The following is a 19,984-nucleotide window of genomic DNA, read 5'->3' on the forward strand; positions in this document are numbered from 1 at the left end:
GAGACAACTGTCTTACCGGTCGGACTGGTTTCTATTGTAAAAAATACGTTTTTAATATTGGCGGAAAGGTTCCAACAGGCTGGAAAATTCCCCTGCCTCAATTATCTGCAGCAAGCTGTGAAGACGGCGGAGCGCGGCGCACATCTGTTCCGGTGTTATCAGTTGATCTTCCAGAGCCAGAGCCAGTTCATCCAGATCCAGCAAATGGACAGAAAGATCAGGGCAGACCACTACATCTGCCAGCAGGTCGGTAAAAGTATAGGCTCGGGCGTCGGAATCCCAACTGGTTTCTATAATATCACAATACCAGTACATCAGCTGGCCGCTGTGATCAAAAAACTGGCTGACTTTATAGCCCCTTTTTAAATAGTAGCAGGACGTGCCATGAGACAGGCGCTTTTTCGGATGGATGGTTTTCCAGCGGGTGACCAGAAGAGTGCTGTCATGAAATAACAGCTCGTCATGATCCAGAAGCACCGTTTCATTAGGAATGAGCCGCCTGCGGTACAGGGTCAATGGCTCCATGGAATCACTGCCTTTCCGGGTATACTTATTAACAACAGTATAGCAGAATATATAGAGAAAGTCCAGTAAAAACAGTGGTCAAACTTCGGATTGTTCTTAAAAAATACATAATTTTGGAAGATTTGAGATAGACTTTTTGGGGATTTTTGCTTATAATATCTGTATGTGCGGGGGCAGGAATGGGGAACAATGGAGAGGAGTGGATTATGGGCCGCCGTGATAGAAGGAATGATTGGACCGGGACAGGGAAAGGGATTTCGCTGATTTTACAGTTAGGCTTAAGCGTGTTAGTGCCGGTGTTTCTTTGCCTGGCGCTGGGGATCTGGCTTCAGAACCAGTTTTCTGCAGGGTGGGCTCCGGTAGCGCTGCTGCTTCTTGGACTGCTGGCGGGTGGGCGGAATGCTTATGTGCTCGCTCAGAATTATCTGCGCACAGAAGAGGCCAGAAGCAGACGAAAAAAGGAAAAAGAACAGTTTGATCTGTTTGGGGACTGGGAGATTCCGGGCAGCGGAAAGGAAACATTGTCCGAAGGAAAGGAAAACAGCGGATATGAGCGATAAGACAAGGGAGATTGTGACAGAAGTGGCGGCAGGGATTGGGGCAATTTGCCTCATTCTGGAAGCGGTAACGGCCGCAATATTCTGGCTGGGCCCTTTTTCTTTCGGTAAAACATACGTACAGATTGCGCTGGGTTTTCTGGTTGGCGGGATTTTTGCGGCAGTCATTTTCTGGCATATGGGAAGCTCCATTGACCGGACTATGGAAATGGAGGAGAAAGGGGCTGTGAACCGGAGCAGAATGTTTTCCATAATCAGAACCCTTGCAGCGTTTGCCGCTATGGCAGCGGTATATCTCACTGGATGGGTGAATCTCCTCAGTCTTCTGGCCGGAATGATGACACTGAAGGTAGCGGCTTATTTACAGCCGTTTACGCATAAAATCATGAGAAAGGAGGAGCGCACATGATACAGATTTCCGCGGAAGCGGATTTTATGATTAAAAAGCTGGTGAGCTATGAACTGTTTGGACAGACTTTCTGGCTGACCACTACTCACGTGGCGATGCTGATTGTCAGCGTGGTGTTGATAATTTTCGCTGTTGCGGCCAACAGGGCGATACGCCATGCGAAACCGGTTCCCGGAGTATTTCAGAATTTTGTGGAACTGATTGTGGAAAAGCTGGATTCCATGGTGAAGAACAGCATGGGAAAAAATGCGTATCGCTTTGTCAATTATATCAGCAGCATATTCCTGTTTATACTGCTCAGCAACATTTCAGGAATTTTTGGTCTGCGGTCGCCCACTGCTGACTACGGTGTAACGCTGATGCTTGGGCTGATTACATTTGGTCTGATCCATTATAATGGTGTGAAGAAGAATAAGATACAGCATTTTACGAATCTATTCAAACCGCTGCCGCTGCTGTTTCCGATCAACCTGATCGGAGAGGTAGCCACGCCGCTTTCATTGTCGCTGCGTTTGTTCGGCAATGTGATGTCAGGCACGGTAATGCTCGGGCTGTGGTACGGAATGATGCCGTTGCTTTTCAGTCTGGGAATCCCATCGTTTTTGCACGCTTACTTCGATCTGTTTTCCGGAGCGATACAGACTTACGTATTCTGTATGCTGACTATGGTTTATGTGGGGGACAAGATCGGCGACGACTGATCACAGAGAGTAATGCCCGAGGGCTTACAGTACAACATTTTTCAGGAGGAATGAATTTATGATTACAGGACAGGATTTAATTTTAGCATGTTCAGCAATTGGCGCAGGTCTGGCTCTGATAGCAGGCGTGGGACCTGGTATTGGTCAGGGAATTGCCGCAGGGCACGCGGCGGCGGCGGTAGGACGTAATCCGGGCGCGAAGTCCGAAATTACATCCACCATGCTTCTTGGACAGGCCGTTGCGGAGACTACCGGTCTGTATGGCCTGGCAGTAGCAATTATTCTGCTGTTTGTGAAGCCTCTGACATGACCGTATGAGGACCGGTTCCTGTTTTTAGGCAGGCCGGAAAAAATCCCCCGGGATGAGAAGAGAGGAGGCTGAATTTTGGAAGTGATGACAGGAACAGTAGGAATGCTGGCTGCAGCGGCCGCGGAAGAAGGACGTCTTTTCGGCCTGGATCCGCAGCTGCTTCATGACGCAGTTCTGCTGGGCATCAATATATTTATTCTGTTTCTGATTCTTTCTTATCTGCTGTTCAACCCTGCGCGGGAAATGCTGAAGAAGCGCCGCGAAGGAATCCAGTCAGATCTGGAACATGCGGAGAAGGTGAATGCGGACGCTTTGGCGATGAAACAGGAATATGAAGCCAGGCTGACGGATATCCATAAGGAAGAAGAGCAGATTTTGAGCCAGGCCAGACGGCAGGCTAAGCTGCAGGAAGCAGAGATAATCAGCGCAGCCAGAGAAGAAGCTGTGCTGATCAAAGACAGGGCCCGTGCTGATATTGCGCTGGAGCGCAAGAAGGCGATGGACGAAATGAAGAAAGAAATGATTTCTGTCGCATCCCTGATGGCCGGAAAGGTAGTTTCCGCCCAGATCAATACAGAGGTGCAGGATACGCTGGTGGAAGAGACGCTGAAGGAGATAGGTGAGGACACATGGCAAAGCAGGTGACAAAGGTCTACGGCGACGCTCTGTTTGAAGCGGGCCTGGAAAACAGCATCCTGCCTGCCCTGAGGGAAGAGTCCAGGGAAGTCCGCCGGCTGATGGAGGAAAATCCAGGTCTGGTGAGTTTGTTAAACCATCCTCAGATTGAGAAGCAGGAGAAAATCCAGGTGGTGACAGAGATTTTTGACGGGAGGATTTCGGGTATTATGACCGGTTTTCTCCGGGAAATGGTGGAAAAGGGCCGTCAGAAATGGATGGAAAAAACGCTGCTGTATTTTGAGGCCAAGGTTAAGGAATACCAGCATATCGGCGTAGTATATGTGACGGCGCCGGCAGAACTGTCCGCCGGACAGAAACAGAATATAGAAAATAAGCTGCTGAAAACGACTTCTTACAGAAGTCTTGAAGTGACATATGACATTGACCCTGAGCTGATCGGCGGACTGGTGATCCGGATTGGAGACAGGGTGGTGGACAGCAGCATTAAAAACCGGTTGGAGTCCCTGCGGCAGGCGCTGCTGAAGATCCAGCTGACAGAAGAGATGAATCAGAAAGAAGGTGGAGTCGCTCCATGAATTTGAGACCGGAAGAAATCAGTTCCGTTATAAAAGAACAGATCGAACGCTATGCGTCCAGACTGGAGGTTTCAGATACGGGAACCGTAATCCAGGTTGCAGACGGGATCGCGCGTATTCACGGCCTGGAGAACGCCATGCAGGGTGAACTGCTGGAATTCCCCGGCGGCGTTTACGGCATGGTGCTGAATCTGGAAGAAGATAATGTGGGCGCGGTGCTGCTGGGAGATATGCGCAGCATTAATGAGGGCGACCAGGTGAAGACTACCGGGCGCGTGGTAGAGGTGCCTGTGGGCGACGCTCTGACGGGGCGTGTAGTGAACCCTCTGGGACAGCCCATCGACGGCAAGGGCCCGATCCATACAAAAAAATACCGGCGCATTGAAAGAGTGGCATCCGGCGTAATTGCCAGAAAGTCAGTGGATACGCCGCTGCAGACGGGAATTAAAGCCATTGACTCTATGATTCCTATCGGCCGCGGACAGAGAGAACTGATTATCGGCGACCGGCAGACCGGAAAGACGGCCATTGCGATTGATACGATTATCAATCAGAGGGGACAGGGCGTGCACTGCATTTATGTGGCCATTGGGCAGAAATCCTCTACGGTTGCAAACATTGTTAAGACGCTGGAAGAATACGGCGCCATGGATTATACCACGGTGGTGGCATCCACAGCCAGCGATATGGCTCCGCTGCAGTATATCGCTCCATATTCCGGCTGCGCCATCGGAGAAGAGTGGATGGAAGGCGGAGAGGATGTATTGGTGGTCTATGACGACCTGAGCAAGCATGCAGCCGCCTATCGGACGCTGTCCCTTCTTCTGAAGCGTCCGCCGGGGCGCGAGGCCTATCCCGGAGACGTTTTTTATCTGCATTCCAGGCTGCTGGAACGTGCGGCCAGGCTGTCGGATGAGCTGGGAGGCGGTTCGCTGACCGCTCTGCCGATTATAGAAACTCAGGCGGGTGATGTTTCCGCCTATATACCCACTAATGTGATTTCTATTACAGACGGACAGATTTATCTGGAGACAGAAATGTTTAATTCCGGCTTCCGCCCTGCGGTTAACGCCGGTCTGTCTGTGTCCCGTGTGGGCGGCGCAGCCCAGATAAAGGCTATGAAAAAGATTGCCGCTCCCATTCGTGTGGAGCTGGCTCAGTACCGTGAGCTGGCGAGCTTCGCGCAGTTTGGCTCAGAGCTGGATGCGGATACAAAGGATAAGCTGGCCCAGGGAGAGCGGATCAGGGAGGTTCTGAAGCAGCCGCAGTATAAGCCTATGCCGGTGGAGTATCAGGTGATGATTATCTACGCTGCAACCAAGCGGTATCTGCTGGATATTCCGATTGACGATGTGCTGCGTTTTGAAGAGGCGCTGTTTGCATATGTGGATCAGCGTTATCCGGAGCTGCCAGGGGCAATACGGGAGAAGAAAGAGCTGACCCCGGAGATAGAGGAACTTCTGGTAAAGGCGATACAGGAATGCCGCGCCCAGTTGTAGGAGGTAACAGTTTATGGCCTCAATGAGAGACATCAAACGGAGAAGGAGCAGCATCCAGAGTACGGAGCAGATTACAAAGGCCATGAAACTGGTGGCGACGGTGAAGCTGCAGAAGGCAAGATCAAAGGCTGAACACTCCAGACCATATTCCCGCTTTATGTATAGCACGATCGCTTCTATGCTCACCAGAGCCGGGAGCATACGCCATCCTTACCTGCAGTCAGGAGGAGAAGGGAAAAAGGCAGTGATTGTGATTACGGCGAACAGAGGTCTGGCAGGAGGCTATAATAATAATGTGGTCCGGCTGGTGCTGGACAGTGGGATTTCCAGGGAGGAAATGGAAATTTATGCTGTGGGCCGTAAAGGCAGGGAGTCCCTGGAACGGCGGGGCTATCATGTGGCGGAGGATGATTCCGACGTTATCAATGAGCCGCTTTACAAGGATGCGATGGAGATCGGAGGGCGTTTGCTGAAAGCTTATGCGGACGGGGAAGTCAGCGAGATTTATCTGGCGTACACAAGCTTTAAAAATACGGTAAGCCATATTCCCACATTTATGAAGCTGCTGCCTTTGGAAGTAGAAAAAGGCGGAACCGAAGGAGCTGACGGGGCTTCCATGAAGATGACGGGGGCGGATATGATCGGAGCGGATTCCATGACCGAGGAAGAGCAGGCCACAGGCCGTCTGACGCCCATGAACTTCGAACCTGATGCAGAGGACGCGCTGGATGCGATTATTCCCAAATATATGACAAGCCTGATTTACGGAGCGCTGCTGGAAGCTGTGGCCAGCGAAAACGGGGCCAGGATGTCCGCAATGGACTCTGCTACCAGCAATGCAGAAGAAATGATAGAGGAACTGGGGCTGGAATACAACCGTGCAAGACAGGGCTCCATTACCCAGGAACTGACAGAGATTATTGCCGGAGCCAACGCGATAAACGGTTAACCGGCAGGAAAAGGAGTGAAACAGATGCAACAGCAAACTACCGGAACCATCACGCAGATCATCGGCGCGGTCCTGGATATCAAGTTTCCCGAAGGGCATCTGCCGCAGATCAATGAAGCGGTAACCATTGCCACCAGGGACGGCGGCAGTCTGACAGTGGAGGTATCCCAGCATCTGGGCGACGATACTGTCCGCTGCATCGCTATGGGCCCCACGGACGGTCTGGTGCGGGGTATGGAGGCTGTGGCCGCCGGCGGTCCCATTTCAGTCCCGGTGGGGGAAAAGACCCTGGGACGCATATTTAATGTGCTGGGACAGCCGATTGACAATAAACCGGCTCCGGAAGGGGTGGAATATTATCCGATCCACCGTAAGCCTCCGGCATTTGAGGACCAGTCCACATCCGCAGAGATCCTGGAGACAGGTATAAAAGTCGTGGATCTGCTCTGCCCTTATCAGAAAGGCGGAAAGATCGGCCTGTTCGGCGGCGCGGGAGTGGGAAAAACAGTGCTGATTCAGGAGTTAATCCGAAATATTGCTACTGAGCACGGCGGATATTCCGTATTTACCGGTGTGGGAGAGCGGACCCGGGAAGGGAACGATCTGTACCACGAGATGACAGAATCCGGCGTAATCAACAAGACCACCATGGTATTCGGACAAATGAACGAGCCGCCGGGAGCCCGTATGAGAGTGGGGCTGACCGGTCTGACCATGGCGGAATATTTCCGCGATAAGGGCGGCAAAGACGTGCTGCTTTTTATTGATAATATTTTCAGATTTACGCAGGCCGGTTCCGAGGTGTCAGCTCTGTTGGGACGTATGCCTTCTGCAGTAGGTTATCAGCCTACGCTGCAGACTGAGATGGGTGCGCTGCAGGAGAGGATCACCTCCACAAAGGACGGTTCCATCACCTCGGTACAGGCTGTCTATGTGCCTGCGGACGACCTGACGGACCCGGCTCCCGCCACAACATTCGCCCACTTAGACGCGACTACAGTGCTGTCCCGTTCTATTGTAGAGCTGGGTATTTATCCGGCGGTGGACCCGCTGGAATCCACTTCCCGCATCCTGGACCCCAGGATCGTGGGAGAAGAGCATTACGAGGTGGCCAGAGGCGTGCAGGCAATGCTGCAGAGATATAAAGAACTGCAGGACATAATTGCTATCCTGGGCATGGACGAGCTGTCTGAGGAGGATAAGCTGGTGGTGTCCCGGGCCCGTAAGGTACAGCGTTTTCTGTCCCAGCCGTTCTTTGTGGCCGGACAGTTTACCGGGCTGGAAGGCCGTTATGTGCCCATCAGCGAGACAATTCAGGGCTTCAAGGAAATTTTGGACGGCAAGCACGACGATGTGCCTGAGAGCTGTTTCCTGAACGCAGGAAATATTGATGATGTTCTGGCCCGTGTGAAATAGGAGGGCAGAAAATGGCAGAGGATAGCAAAAAATATTTCCGCCTTCAGATTATGACTCCTGAGAGGATCTTTTTTGACGGTCAGGCTGATTTTGTGGAAATGACTACCAGCGAGGGAGAGATCGGTATTTACAGGAACCATGTGCCCACAACCTGCATTCTGATGCCCGGCCCGCTGAGGATTTATGACGGAGATCAGGAGAAAACTGCCGCTGTGCACGCAGGCTTTGTGGAAATCCTCCAGGACAGCGTCAGGGTTCTTGCGGAAATTGCGGAGTGGCCGGAAGAAATTGATCTGAACCGTGCGGAAGAAGCGAGGATCAGGGCGGAGCGCCGCCTGAAGGGCGACGATCCCGATGCGAATCTGGCCCGGGCAGAGATTGCGCTGCGACGTGCGCTGACCCGCCTTGAAGTTGCGGGTAAATAGGAGGAGTGAGTGAAAATGAGGCTGATAAAGGCAGAGGATATGCACTGCCAGATGTGTGTGGAACGCATTGAGAAGGCTATGGATAAAGCAGGCCTTCGCTGCGAGATTTCTCTGGAAGATAAGACCGTGGCTGTGGAAGATCTGCATGTGGAAGAGGCGATAGAGATCCTTGACGACCTGGGTTTTGAGGCGATGGAAGCATGACAGAGGAGCGTTTTTCCAGGACCAGAAGGCTGATCGGGGAAGGGCGGCTGGAAAAACTGAAGAACGCCCGTGTTGCGGTGTTTGGAATCGGCGGTGTGGGGGGCCACGCCGCCGAAGCGCTTGTAAGAGCTGGAATCGGAAGTCTGGATTTATTTGACGCGGACGTGGTGGATGTGACAAATCTGAACCGGCAGATAGTGGCTCTTGGCAGCACTATTGGAATGCCTAAGGCAGAGGTGATGGCGGCCAGGGCCAGGGATATCAATCCGGAATGCCGGGCCCAAGCGAAAGTCTGCTTCTATGACAGATCTACAGAAAATGAGTATCCTCTGGAAGAATATGATTTTGTGGTGGATGCCATAGATACCGTGACTTCAAAGGTCCTGCTGGCCCGGAATGCCGGGGAAGCTGAAGTCCCACTGATCAGCTGCATGGGGACTGGGAATAAGCTTTATCCGGAACTGCTGCAGATCGGGGATCTCTATAAAACAAGCGTATGCCCTCTCGCGAGGGTGATGCGGAAGCTGTGCAAAGAAGCGGGTATAAAAAAACTTCCGGTGGTATATTCCACAGAGCTTCCGATAACGCCGGCAGAAGGTTCGGAAAGGACGCCTGCAAGTATTTCCTTTGTGCCCCCGGTTGCAGGGATGATGCTGGCAGGGTTTGTAGTGCGAAATCTGATCGGGGAGCGGAGAAAATCCTGATGTTATAAATGCGGGCGGAAACGGGCGGTATCATTGGTGGATTTCCGCGGGGGCCTCTTGTATACTTATCATATACTATAAAGCACAGGAGGTTAAGCTGATGAGTTTAGGAAACAGTTTATTTAATGCCCGAAAAAAGAGCGGAATGTCTCAGGAGGAGGTAGCGGAACGGCTGGGGGTGAGCAGGCAGACCATCTCCAAATGGGAACTGGGCGAAACCCTTCCGGATATCCGGCAATCCAAGAAATTATCCACGCTGTACCATCTTACCCTGGACGAACTGATTGATTTTGATCTGGAACTGAAAGAGATCGAAGAGGTGATTGAAAAAACCAGCGAAGAGAAGCAGAAGAAGATTGACTGGGCAAAAGTGTGGGGCAAGAGATACCCGATATTAACAACATACCAGGATCAGGTGGATGCGGAAAGCTATAAAGTAAAGCTGCAGGAAATGCTTGACAGTCTTAAAGTGAAATATGGCTACAGCAATGAGGATTCGTTTCTGGTGCTAAAGGACATATTGGCCCGGATTTGGAACGGCTCACAAAGATAATGGGATAAAACATAATTACACGTGATTCCAAAAAGGTGTGGTTTAAAGACAGGCTGGACTAAAGGCCTGTCTTTTTATATTTCTTTTCAATCACAAGAGAATATACTGCCATGGCGACGATGGTTTCAATCATGATACCCAGGACAGATAAAAGGATCCAAGGTGAATTCTGCCCTGATATTAAGGGTATTCCCAGGATTGCAAATACAATCCCAAAAGTACAGAATAATTTCCCCACGGCCCTGTTGTATTTTTTTATGTCAGTTACCTCAAATACTTTTGCATTGGCCCAGAATCCCAACGGCTTTTTTGCAAAAAAACCGTATACGCCAAGACAGACGAACATGCATCCACATAATATCCATATAACAAATCCGATTATATTTCCTTCCATTTACATACTCCTTTACGATAATCAGAAACGCCGTCTTCCCAGGTGAATCCCGCAGCTCTCCCGCACTACAAGAGTCGCTTCCATGACCTGAGCGATGGGAGATGCCGAAGCGTCAGACCGCAGCAGGACCTGAATGGCATGCTGGGCAGTTTTTTCCGGATAGAGATCAATGGTGGTCAGGGGAGGAGCGGTATAAGCGGCAAAAAAGATATTGTCGCAGCCAATGACGGCCATATCATCGGGAAGCCGCAGCCCGGCTTTGTGAAGCTGCTGGATTGCGCCTATGGCGACCAGATCGTTAAAACAGAGCAGCGCCGTGGGGCGGCGGCCGGCAGGCAGGGAAGAGAGCATCTGCAGGACAGCCAGCGCGCCGGAATTCGCGTCATACCCTCCTCCCAGAAAATAGTCTGGGGGATAGTCCAGTCCGCAAAGGGCCAGAGAATCCAAAAACGATTTTCCGCGGAGAGTGGAGGAGGGGGACAGGGCAGGACCTCCTAAAAAGGCTATCCTGGTGTGCCCCAGGTTGTACAAATGCCTCACGGCCTGCTCGATTGCAGAGGAAAGGTCATTGTGAAAGCAGAGGCAGCCTAAATCTGCAATGGGAGTGCACAGCGCCACCACCGGCATATAATTCTGCAGCATTGCCACCGCCTTGCGCAGAGGAGGGATTTCGGGATCAGAAAAGCTGCCTGTCAATAAAACCCCGGCAAGCCTTCGGTGGATCAGCTGATCAACCAGGTCCTGTTTAATCAGGCTGCCTCCTGTGGAAAGCTGGTGCAGCCAGGTGGAGTATCCCTGCTCCTGCGCAGCCTCATTGGCGGCGGAAAAAAGAGCGGAGTAGTAGGGGTTGTTGACAGTGGGCATCACAATTCCGATGGTATTGTTTTTTCCCTGATCCAGATGCTGGGCCATCATGCTGGGGAGATAATGATACCTGTCCGTCACTTCCAGCACTTTCGCGCGGAGCGCGGAGCTTACATTAGGGTGTCCTGACAGCACCCGGGAAACAGAAGAGGCCGATACTCCAGCTTCTTTTGCGATATCATATATTGTAATATGTTCTTTCATACACAGTCTCCTCTTCTGAAGGTCTTTCAATATAATTGTTAAAGCTATTATAGCGGATAAAATCAATTCTTTCCACAGAAATTTTTTTAAAATAATCCTGGTGATATTGAAAGCGGTTGCAACAGGCAGAAAAGATAAATATTACATACAATGTTAAAAAAACACATGTACAGTAAGGTTAAGAATAGATATAATGTTCTTAAGAAAAAACATAATAAAGATCGCTGGAAGCGGTTCCAAAGAAAAAGAACAAATTTTCAGCGTCTTTCCTGCCGCAAATGGATGCTGCAGGAATAATAAAAAGGAGGGAATTTTATGAGGCAAGCAGGAAGACGTATTTTGAGCATGCTTCTGGTTCTGGGAATGGTTCTGGGCAGTCTGGGACAAGGCTATACCGTTTCAGCTGACGAAATCAGCGTTACACAGATTTCTGAACAGACACAGACCCCGGATTCCACAAAAGAATCTCAAAGTACATCCGTCCCGGGGGGACAGTCGGAGACGGAAACAGACCCTACAGAAGAGGCAGAAACAACTGAGCCGGAAAGCACAGAGTCCCAGGGAACGGCAGTTTCTCCAGAGGAAGGGACTGTCAAGGAAGGCCCGCAGTTGTTCAATGCGGAACAGACCAGCACTCATATCGCTACATATTTGGGTAAAACGCCTGTATTAGACGGCGTCGTCTGGGCTTCTGATGTGGAAGACGATATGTTTTCAAAGGCATTTTCCACAGTTCAGATCAAAGATACTGCAGGAACAGTTTATACTGTGGAAGTCGTTCCTGAAAATCTGGTTTACTTTATTGATTCAGGAACCGGAACAGACTGGAAAACCATCATGGCCGGCACCAGCGACGCAGGCGCGGCCAGGAATCTGGTTTCCGAGGCTTATGCTGCAGTAAAGGCCCTGGCAGGAGACTCGCTGCTGAATGAGGTTTCAGATCAGGCATATGTGAGCGGAAAGTCCTGGGGGATTGGCTATGTAAGCGGCGGTACGAATAAAAGGGCCGACCCGATTCAGACATATTGGAATAATAATGTGGCGCCGGCGGACGGCAGCACCATAACAAATAAATTTGCTGCGGGCCTGCGCGCCAGTAACAACACGAATTTCGAATACTATCTGACGCTGGAAGCGGGAACTTATACCTTGACCACGGGGTTCCATGAATTTTACAATGGCAACCATAATCGGGGAATGGTTCCTAAACTGTATGACGGGGAAACACTGATCGCCACGCTGGATTCTGTTTCCATGTCCAACAACGCTAATTCTTCAGCCGCGCCGGATATGGTATCCAGCAGCACCTTTACATTAGAGAAAACAACGCTGGTAAAAGTTCATTATGAAAAGACCAGCGGTGAAAATGGTTCTATGAACTGGCTGGCGGTGAGCAAGGGGGAGATACCGGTTCAGCTGGACAGAAGCGCGCTGCGGACTGCTATCAGAAAAGCGGAAGCCCTGGGCGACCTGAGCCAGTACGCGTCTCACAGCAGAAACGTGGTGAGCAATGCGCTGGACAATGCCAGGAAGCTGTATGACGGAAAGATTTCGGGGGCCGTGCAGGGACAGCTGGATATGGCTGCAAAATCACTGAGTACAATCTGCGATAACGTAACATTAAAGGAGGAAGATCCCGGGCGCTATTCATCCGTTCCGGTGAGCCAGACCTGGCTGGACACAGAAGGCGATCCCATTCAGGCTCATGGCGGCGGGTTTCTGCAACAGATGGATTCGGATGGAACCCCGATCTACTACTGGGTAGGAGAGGACAAGACCCATGATTCCTCCAACTTCAATGGAGTCAACCTATATTCCTCTAAGGATTTGCTGAACTGGACCTACCGCAGTACAATTCTGCAGCCGGATTATGAAAATCCCGGGCTGAATACGAATAAAGTGGAACGTCCGAAGCTGATCTATAATGAAAAGACACAGACCTATGTATTGTATGGACACTGGGAGGATGCCAGCGGCTATTCTTCCAGCCAGATCTGCGTGGCAACCAGCAAGACAGTGGACGGCCAGTATACATTCCTGGGCCATTGGCGCCCTGGGGCGGATGCGGATCACCGCAACTGGAGAGCAACCAGCAACGGAAATTACTTTGACGGAACAGGAGAGGAAATCAGTGATTACAGCGACGAGGCTGTATGGGGAACTGGTTCCAGAGACTTTACGCTGTATTCTGACGGAACAGAGGCTTATCTGGTTTCTGCGCAGAACGGCACCGTGATGCGGATTTACAGGCTGAAGGGCGATTTCACGGATGTGGACCCTTCTATGACCTACCAGCTGTTTGACGGCGGCAGAAGAGAAGCGCCGGCTCTGGTAAAGTCGGGAGAATACTATTATATGATCTCTTCAGGACAGTCAGGATGGCTGCCCAACCAGACCCGCTACTCCTATACAAAAGATATCACGGATCCGGATTCCTGGGCGGTAGAGGAAGGAACGCAATACCCCATCGGGTGCCTGGGAAACAATGTAACTTTTTACAGCCAGCCTACAAACATTATGGCGGTAACAGGCAGTGAAGGGACCAGCTATGTATATATGGGAGACCATTGGAATTCCAAAAAGCTGGGTTCCTCTACCTATGTCTGGTTGCCGCTGACGATTGACGACAGCAAAGGCGCGCCGGTTATGACTATGGACTATCAGTCCGGATGGTCCCTGGACGTGGCCACGGGCAAGGTGGTGGCGCCGCAGAATACATTGATATCTGAAGGCAAGCCTGCATTTTCCGATGCGAAGGAACAGGATGCGGAACATGGGATTTCAGTGGCTAACGACGGAAATTACTTCAATACCAAGGTGAGCGGGGACAGCAGTTCCTACTTTAAGCCGGTGACCCAGGCAGGGGGCACAGACGCCAAGGTTCCCTTTACTTATGGGATCGACCTGGAAGGAACTTATGACCTTTCCCGCATCGACCTGAGCTTCCGCTGTTATAATGGCTCTGAGGCTTATTACCAGTATACGGTGGATGTGAGCAATGATAAAGTAAACTGGAATCCCGTAGTGGATGCCGGCAATAATAAGGAGGTTGGATTCACCACACATAGCCTGGAAGGAACAACCGCACGGTATGTGCGCATTTCCGTGAGCAAGGTTCTCCGCGCGGATAATAACAGCTCCGCATCCTGGGCGGCCGGCCTGGTAGAAATGCAGGTGTACGGCGAAGAAGCCAGAATAGAGCTGAAAGAGGGCTCCGGGCTCACAGCGCAGGCATTTAAAATCGCCGGAGAGGAAGCGGTAAACAATGTCCTGCTCAAATGGGAAAGAGACAATATCGCGACGGAATACCGCATCTACCGTGCAGCCAGCGAGGCGGAACTGGTTTCTGCAGAGCCTGTAGCTGTAGCTGGAGATGTGAACAACTATACGCTGTACGGACTGGATGCCGCAGACGGCACATGGTACTACCAGGTGCGCGGCTATAATGGCGGGGAAGTGACCAGCGAGACAGTAACGGCGCGGGCCGATACATATGCAAAGCTGCCGGCTGGCATGAGCGTAACGGACGGCTGGAGCAGCGGCTGGACAAATGCAGCGGACAGCGGTTCAGCTGTTGCAGCAGAAAATACAGCGGTTTTGTCCAGCGAAAGCGGCTGGACCACCAAACTGACCAGAACAGGCACAGCGGCCCTTTTGTATTCCACAAATGATGCTACCGGTGAGACAGTTACCTATCTGGATGCTTCAGAGGCGGCTACCGCTGAAAAGTATCCTGAACTGGCTGACTGCAAATTTGAATCTGTCAGCTGGCTTGACAAGGGCGGGCGCAAGATTATCTGGGCCCACTATGAAAAGTCCCAGGGGTACTCCACAGGCGCTTTGGTAATGTTTTCCTTTGTGCCCGGAGATGCGGGAAGCCTTCGGTATTCCGGACTGGTTCTGCCCAATGGAACCCATGCCCGGGACAAGAGCATCTTCATGGATGGCGGGAAAGCATACCTGATCGCGGCGGGCAATGAAGAAGGTGAAAGCGCCAACAGGACCATCTATATCCACCAGCTCACCTCAGACTGGGAGGCTGTGGATACCGAAGCCGGCGTAATTGCCAAAGTATTTGAGGGCGGTTTCCGCGAAGCGCCAGTGGTGATTAAGGATCAGGGCATCTATTATATGTTTGCCTCTCAGGCGGCGGGCTGGCTGCCCAGCAAAACTGCTTATATTTCAGCCACCAGCCTGGAAGGGCCCTGGAGCGAGGAAGCCTATCCGGCGGACGCATCCTCATTTTCCTGTCAGACCAATGGCAGCTGGAGCAAAAACGGAAATCATCTGCTCACCGGCTCCCGCTGGTGGAGGTCAGAGAACTCCGGAAGCAGTACGGTGATGCCGCTGCAGCTGAACAATGGATTTGCTACCGCCACATTCTTTGAAAAGGTTTACCGGAACGAGAGTACCGGCGTAATTATACCGGAACTGAGCGGAAAGAATTTGTCTCAGGGAAAAACAGCAACAATGAAGTCTTCCGGGAATACGGCAGACGCGTCAAAGACAGTGGACGGCGATTATAATACTATGGCTGAAGGAACTTCCAGCACAGGGACTACGGAATGGGTAGTGGATCTGGAAGAGAAGAGCACCTTAAAGGGAATCCAGATTTCCTGGTATCTGATTAAGGGCTCTGAACCTTACTATCCATACAAAGTATACGGAAGCCAGGACGGAAGCAGCTGGACAGAAATTGCAGATCATTCCGGCCTGCCTCAGAGCAATAATACCGTGGATTATGGCTTTGCCTATACGGAACTGAAAGGTAACTTCCGCTATGTGAAACTGGAAATTCTGGCGGCAATTCCTCAGAATAACCTGAACAACCGGTTCAACACTGCCCGCCTGTGGGAAGTTAAGGTGCTGGGTGCGCCTTACGATTCCAGCCAGGAAGGGGCGGCAGCGACAGGAATTGAGACCGAACTGCCGAAATTAGTGGCGGCCAGAGTTGGCCAGCCGGCTGAAAACCTGCCGGAAAAGGTCACTGTGAAATTCAGCGACAACAGCACTAAAGAGTTTGCGGTGAACTGGGATAACGATGGAACTGCTTTTGATGAGGCCTATGTACAGAAAACTGTCACCGGAAGCATAGACTGCGAGACAGAAAGCGGCCTGCCTCTGTCCGTAAGCGTACCTGTCCTGGTGGTGCCGGACGGGCTGAAATATTATGTGGATGCGGGTACCGGAAGCGATTGGGCAAATCCTCCTGCCGGAAACGATAAAGTCAGCATCGTGACTTCTCTGGCTTATACGGCAGTAGCGGCACTCAGCGGCAGCGAACTGATCAACCAGACCTCCGACCAGATCTATAATATGGCAGGAAAGAACAATACCTGGGGCGCTGTTGTAGGAACCCGCAGTTCCAACACCAGCAAAACAGATCCGCTGCGTTCACCTGACGGCCAGACAGCAACTGAATTGCTGGACCCTTATGCAGTAGGCCTGCGTACCGGAAATACTTCCATCAGCTATAAGCTGGAATTGGATGAGGGCAGCTATACCCTGACGACAGGCAGCTATGACTGGTATGGTTCCCGTACCCGTGTATTTAATCCTAAGGTTACCTACACGGATCTGGATGGAAAACAGCAGACAATTACCATGGATGCTATTGCTATGCCTGCCGATACGCTGACTGACCGCCAGTTCACTCTCCCGGCTCATACCGGTGGGATCACGCTGATCTGGGATAAGGCCAGCGGAGAAGCGCCGCTGTTCAGCTGGTTTGCAGTTTCAGAGAAAGGTACGGACGAACTGCAGAATACGCTGCGGTCGCTGATCGATCAGATTCAGGCTGACGTAAAAGCAGCTCAGGAAAATGGAACTGTGTATGCGGAGTCACCCCTTCAGCCTGGACAGTATACCGGAGCGGGAGATCCGCCGAAGGACAGCCTGAAGGATTTGAACGAGGCTATCGCAGCTGGGGAAGAGCTTCTTAAGAACCCCAGTGCAACAGCTATCAGCCTTGGCAAATGTATTGAAGAACTGAAGGATATATTTGAGAACCTGCGCACTATGCCGGGCACATATACGGATATTCCCGGCAAGGCAGGAGATGTAATTTATGCTTCCAATACCGGCCTGGCCATGCAGGCCCACGGCGGTTCCGCCACAGTGATGAAAGAAGGAACCGGCGAAGGCTGTGTAAACGTGGATCTGGACGGAGACGGACAGATCACGGAAGGAAAAACTGTATATCTGTGGTACGGTGAAAACAAGACTAATAATACGTGCCCTGTGGACGGCGTTCGCTGCTATGTTTCCACAGACTTGTACAACTGGGTAGACAGGGGGAACGTGCTGTACCTCCAGAATTCGATTCTTCCGATAGAAGAGTCTGGCCAGAAGGCAGTGACTTCCTCTGTGGGAGCTTCAGGAACAGGAACCACCCAGAACTATAACGCAATGCAGGTTTCAAAGACAAACCTGGAAACTCTGAAGAGTTGGGGACGTATGGAAACTGCTCCGGAGGGAGTGTCAGAGGAAGATTTCGGCAATGTGAAGCTGTTCCTGAGGGCTTATGTAACTGAATTTGATAAAGAGCCTACAGGGTTGTATGATACCAGCTGGACGGCCAAATCCTATGATGAAACCGTAATAACAGCTTCCAGTTTCCTGTATCCTGACAGCGCTGCCGCAGGAACGGTGACAACCACACCTCTGCAGCTGGCATTTGAAGCCCTGTATGGAGATTACTGCATTACCGAGCGGCCAAAGATGATTTACAACGAGAGCACCGGAAAATTTGTGATTGTATTCCATGCGGACGGCGTGCTCTATAATAACGAAGCGTTGAACCAGTGGGTAGCAGGCGGATGCCAGGGCAACTGTTCCGCCAGCCGGTACAGCCGGGCTATGGTTGGCTTTGCGGAAAGCGATACGCCGTTTGGTCCCTTTAAGCTGGTGAACGTGACCAGAATGAATTATGATACGGCGCTGAATTCTCAGAGACTGGGTGAATCCCGGGATATGACTGTCTTTGTGGATGAAGGTGTGGACAAAAATAACGATGGTGTGGATGATGCCTATGTGATTTATTCCAGCGAAATGAACGCCAAACTTTACGTTTCCCTGCTGAATAAAGATTATACAGGACCTGCCGCTGCGGGAGATACTGCGGATGACACGCAGATGGCGGCCCGCATTGTATCAGATAACAGCCGCGAGGCCCCTGCTGTATTTAAATTTGACGGGTGGTATTATCTGATCACCAGCGGCACAGACGGCTGGAACAGTACGGCCCATGTTTACTACCGGAGCCAGAACCTGCTCTCCGGATGGGAGAAAATGGGGAATCCGGCTAAGGATGATACCGGCAAATGTTTTGATACGCAGGTAACCTGGGTGCTGCCGGTGGATGCTGAGACAGGCAAGTTCATCTATATGGGAGACAGATGGAACGGCAGTAACCTGACAGACAGCCGTACGATCTGGCTGCCGCTGCAGGTGACAGGAGACCATACACTGTCAATTTTGAACAGGTCCCACTGGACCGTGGATGAGCTGGACAGTCTCTGCCCAACCATCATTAATACAGAAATGCCCGAATTTATCTATAATGACGGCAGCAATCTGCCGGATACACTGAATGTGAACTGGCAGGGTAAGACTGTAGACAGTCCGGTGGTGTGGGATACCTCGGCGCTGAAAAACTTTGGCAGGGTGAGCCTTACGGGGACCCTTACCGGCTGTGAGAATGCTACTGCAGCAGTTTCCGTTATGGTGGTTCCAAAAGATCTTGTGTATTTTGTAAATCCCAGCACAACCCCGCTCAGCGCTGATTATGAAGCGATTGCGAAGGCGAACGAAGATACGCTCAAGAGTAGTGAAAACGACGGGGCGTACAATGCTGACAGAGGATTTGGCTATACCGGAACAGAAGGAAAGGTCCGCGGAACCAATGCGGATATTTACCAGAGCATGCGATATGCCGCCAATAAGAGCGACAGCATTACATATCAGTTTGATCTGGACGCAGGAAAATATGAAGTTTATGTTGGGATGTTCAATCCTTCCTCCTGGGTGACCAGCAGTTCTAACAGGAGAGCTGATATCCTGATTAACGGTGAGAAAGTGACCACCGGCTATCAGTACCTTAACAATATTAACGATACACTGAGCTTTAATAATATCACAATGGATAAGGCGGGAGCCATGACCGTAACAGTAGCTCCCAACGCTTCAACAAATGAAGCCGTTCAGGTCAGCTTTATCATGGTGGTGCAGAAAGAACTTTTCCATGTCCATACGCCTGAAGTAGTAGGAAAGAAAGACGCTACCTGTACAGAAGAAGGCTACACCGGCGACACAATATGCTCAGAGTGCGGAGAACTTCTGGAAGAGGGAACAGTGATTCCGAAGCTGCCGCATACCGAAGTGATCGACCCTGCGAAGGAAGCAACCTGTACGGAAACCGGCCTGACAGAAGGAAAACACTGCTCCGTGTGCGGAGAGGTAATTGTGAAGCAGGAAGTGGTGCCGATGGTGCCGCATACCGAAGTGATTGACCCTGCGAAGGAAGCGACCTGCACGGAAACCGGATTGACAGAAGGAAAACACTGCTCCGTCTGCGGAGAGGTAATTATGGAGCAGGAAGTGGTGCCGATGGTGCCGCATACCGAAGTGATTGACCCTGCGAAGGAAGCAACCTGCACGGAAACCGGCCTGACAGAAGGAAAGCACTGCTCCGTGTGCGGAGAGGTTCTTGTAAAACAGGAAGTAATTCCCGCAAAGGGCCATAGTTGGGATGAAGGAAAGGTAACAATTCCTCCTACAGAGGACAAAGAAGGCGAGAAGACCTACACCTGTACAGTATGTTATGAGACGAAGACAGAGGTGATCGACAAGCTGATTCCGGAACCTTCCACAGAACCCAGCGAGACAGAGAACGAGAGCACAGAGCCTTCCACAGACCCTGTAAACCCTCCTACAGGAGACGGAAACCAGCCGGCCCTTTGGATTGTGCTGGCAGCGCTTGCAATGGCTATGACGGCCCTGGCAGCCGCAGGCTTTAAGCGCAGAAAGTCACTGAAGAGATAAGCATACACTGTATA

At 51.3% G+C, this 19,984-nt stretch carries 17 protein-coding genes; 14 read left to right on the forward strand and 3 right to left on the reverse strand.

Features of this window, described 5'->3' with window-relative positions; genetic code table 11:
* Nucleotides 1-51 precede the first annotated feature (51 nt).
* Complete coding sequence (locus tag EV209_RS11100; protein WP_130435532.1) at nucleotides 52-525, reverse strand: ribonuclease FAU-1 family protein; 474 nt, start codon at nucleotides 523-525, stop codon at nucleotides 52-54.
* A 179-nt stretch (nucleotides 526-704) separates the two neighbouring features.
* On the opposite strand from EV209_RS11100, the gene EV209_RS11105 reads away from it, so the two are divergent.
* From EV209_RS11105 to EV209_RS11165, 13 genes are all read left to right on the forward strand, one after another.
* Nucleotides 705-1,085 carry an AtpZ/AtpI family protein gene (locus EV209_RS11105; protein ID WP_130435533.1) on the forward strand — a complete coding sequence of 127 codons (381 nt, stop codon included), beginning with the start codon at nucleotides 705-707 and terminating at the stop codon, nucleotides 1,083-1,085.
* Nucleotides 1,075-1,491, forward strand: a complete 417-nt coding sequence (locus tag EV209_RS11110; RefSeq protein WP_165388907.1) for an ATP synthase subunit I — start codon at nucleotides 1,075-1,077, stop codon at nucleotides 1,489-1,491. Before EV209_RS11105 ends, EV209_RS11110 begins: the two co-directional genes overlap by 11 nt.
* Nucleotides 1,488-2,192, forward strand: a complete 705-nt coding sequence (gene atpB / locus EV209_RS11115; protein ID WP_130435535.1) for a F0F1 ATP synthase subunit A — start codon at nucleotides 1,488-1,490, stop codon at nucleotides 2,190-2,192. Before EV209_RS11110 ends, atpB begins: the two co-directional genes overlap by 4 nt.
* A 58-nt stretch (nucleotides 2,193-2,250) precedes the next feature.
* Entirely contained in the window at nucleotides 2,251-2,502 is a 252-nt protein-coding gene (gene atpE / locus EV209_RS11120; RefSeq protein ID WP_130435536.1) for an ATP synthase F0 subunit C, read from the forward strand.
* An 84-nt stretch (nucleotides 2,503-2,586) separates the two neighbouring features.
* Nucleotides 2,587-3,147: a F0F1 ATP synthase subunit B gene (atpF, locus tag EV209_RS11125; protein WP_243647580.1), complete on the forward strand. Its 561-nt coding sequence runs from the start codon at nucleotides 2,587-2,589 to the stop codon at nucleotides 3,145-3,147.
* Nucleotides 3,132-3,716 (forward strand): ATP synthase F1 subunit delta, encoded by a 585-nt coding sequence (atpH, locus tag EV209_RS11130; RefSeq protein ID WP_130435537.1) that lies wholly within the window; start codon nucleotides 3,132-3,134, stop codon nucleotides 3,714-3,716. Before atpF ends, atpH begins: the two co-directional genes overlap by 16 nt.
* On the forward strand, nucleotides 3,713-5,215 hold the full coding sequence (atpA, locus tag EV209_RS11135; protein ID WP_130435538.1) for a F0F1 ATP synthase subunit alpha: 1,503 nt from the start codon (nucleotides 3,713-3,715) through the stop codon (nucleotides 5,213-5,215). The genes atpH and atpA overlap by 4 nt, the downstream gene beginning before the upstream one ends.
* Nucleotides 5,216-5,228: 13 nt before the next feature.
* The gene (atpG, locus tag EV209_RS11140; RefSeq protein ID WP_130435539.1) at nucleotides 5,229-6,164 is read left to right on the forward strand and encodes an ATP synthase F1 subunit gamma; all 936 of its coding nucleotides are present in this window, start codon (nucleotides 5,229-5,231) and stop codon (nucleotides 6,162-6,164) included.
* A 24-nt stretch (nucleotides 6,165-6,188) separates the two neighbouring features.
* Nucleotides 6,189-7,580 (forward strand): F0F1 ATP synthase subunit beta, encoded by a 1,392-nt coding sequence (gene atpD / locus EV209_RS11145; RefSeq protein WP_130435540.1) that lies wholly within the window; start codon nucleotides 6,189-6,191, stop codon nucleotides 7,578-7,580.
* A gap of 11 nt (nucleotides 7,581-7,591) precedes the next feature.
* On the forward strand, nucleotides 7,592-8,005 hold the full coding sequence (gene atpC / locus EV209_RS11150; RefSeq protein ID WP_130435541.1) for an ATP synthase F1 subunit epsilon: 414 nt from the start codon (nucleotides 7,592-7,594) through the stop codon (nucleotides 8,003-8,005).
* A gap of 15 nt (nucleotides 8,006-8,020) precedes the next feature.
* Nucleotides 8,021-8,209, forward strand: a complete 189-nt coding sequence (locus EV209_RS11155; RefSeq protein ID WP_130435542.1) for a heavy-metal-associated domain-containing protein — start codon at nucleotides 8,021-8,023, stop codon at nucleotides 8,207-8,209.
* Nucleotides 8,206-8,913, forward strand: coding sequence for a tRNA threonylcarbamoyladenosine dehydratase (locus tag EV209_RS11160; protein WP_130435543.1), 708 nt, complete (start codon nucleotides 8,206-8,208; stop codon nucleotides 8,911-8,913). The genes EV209_RS11155 and EV209_RS11160 overlap by 4 nt, the downstream gene beginning before the upstream one ends.
* Before the next feature lie 100 nt (nucleotides 8,914-9,013).
* On the forward strand, nucleotides 9,014-9,466 hold the full coding sequence (locus EV209_RS11165; protein WP_130435544.1) for a helix-turn-helix transcriptional regulator: 453 nt from the start codon (nucleotides 9,014-9,016) through the stop codon (nucleotides 9,464-9,466).
* A gap of 58 nt (nucleotides 9,467-9,524) precedes the next feature.
* On the opposite strand, the gene EV209_RS11170 is transcribed toward EV209_RS11165, so the two are convergent.
* On the reverse strand, nucleotides 9,525-9,860 hold the full coding sequence (locus EV209_RS11170; RefSeq protein WP_130435545.1) for a hypothetical protein: 336 nt from the start codon (nucleotides 9,858-9,860) through the stop codon (nucleotides 9,525-9,527).
* Nucleotides 9,861-9,881: 21 nt separating this feature from the next.
* Nucleotides 9,882-10,928 carry a LacI family DNA-binding transcriptional regulator gene (locus EV209_RS11175; protein WP_130435546.1) on the reverse strand — a complete coding sequence of 349 codons (1,047 nt, stop codon included), beginning with the start codon at nucleotides 10,926-10,928 and terminating at the stop codon, nucleotides 9,882-9,884.
* Between the two features lie 315 nt (nucleotides 10,929-11,243).
* Here EV209_RS11175 and EV209_RS11180 point away from each other — a divergent pair, with 315 nt between their 5' ends.
* Nucleotides 11,244-19,970: a family 43 glycosylhydrolase gene (locus EV209_RS11180; protein ID WP_130435547.1), complete on the forward strand. Its 8,727-nt coding sequence runs from the start codon at nucleotides 11,244-11,246 to the stop codon at nucleotides 19,968-19,970.
* Nucleotides 19,971-19,984 lie beyond the last annotated feature (14 nt).

The organism is Cuneatibacter caecimuris (assembly GCF_004216775.1).
Classification (GTDB): Bacteria; Bacillota; Clostridia; order Lachnospirales; family Lachnospiraceae; genus Cuneatibacter; species Cuneatibacter caecimuris.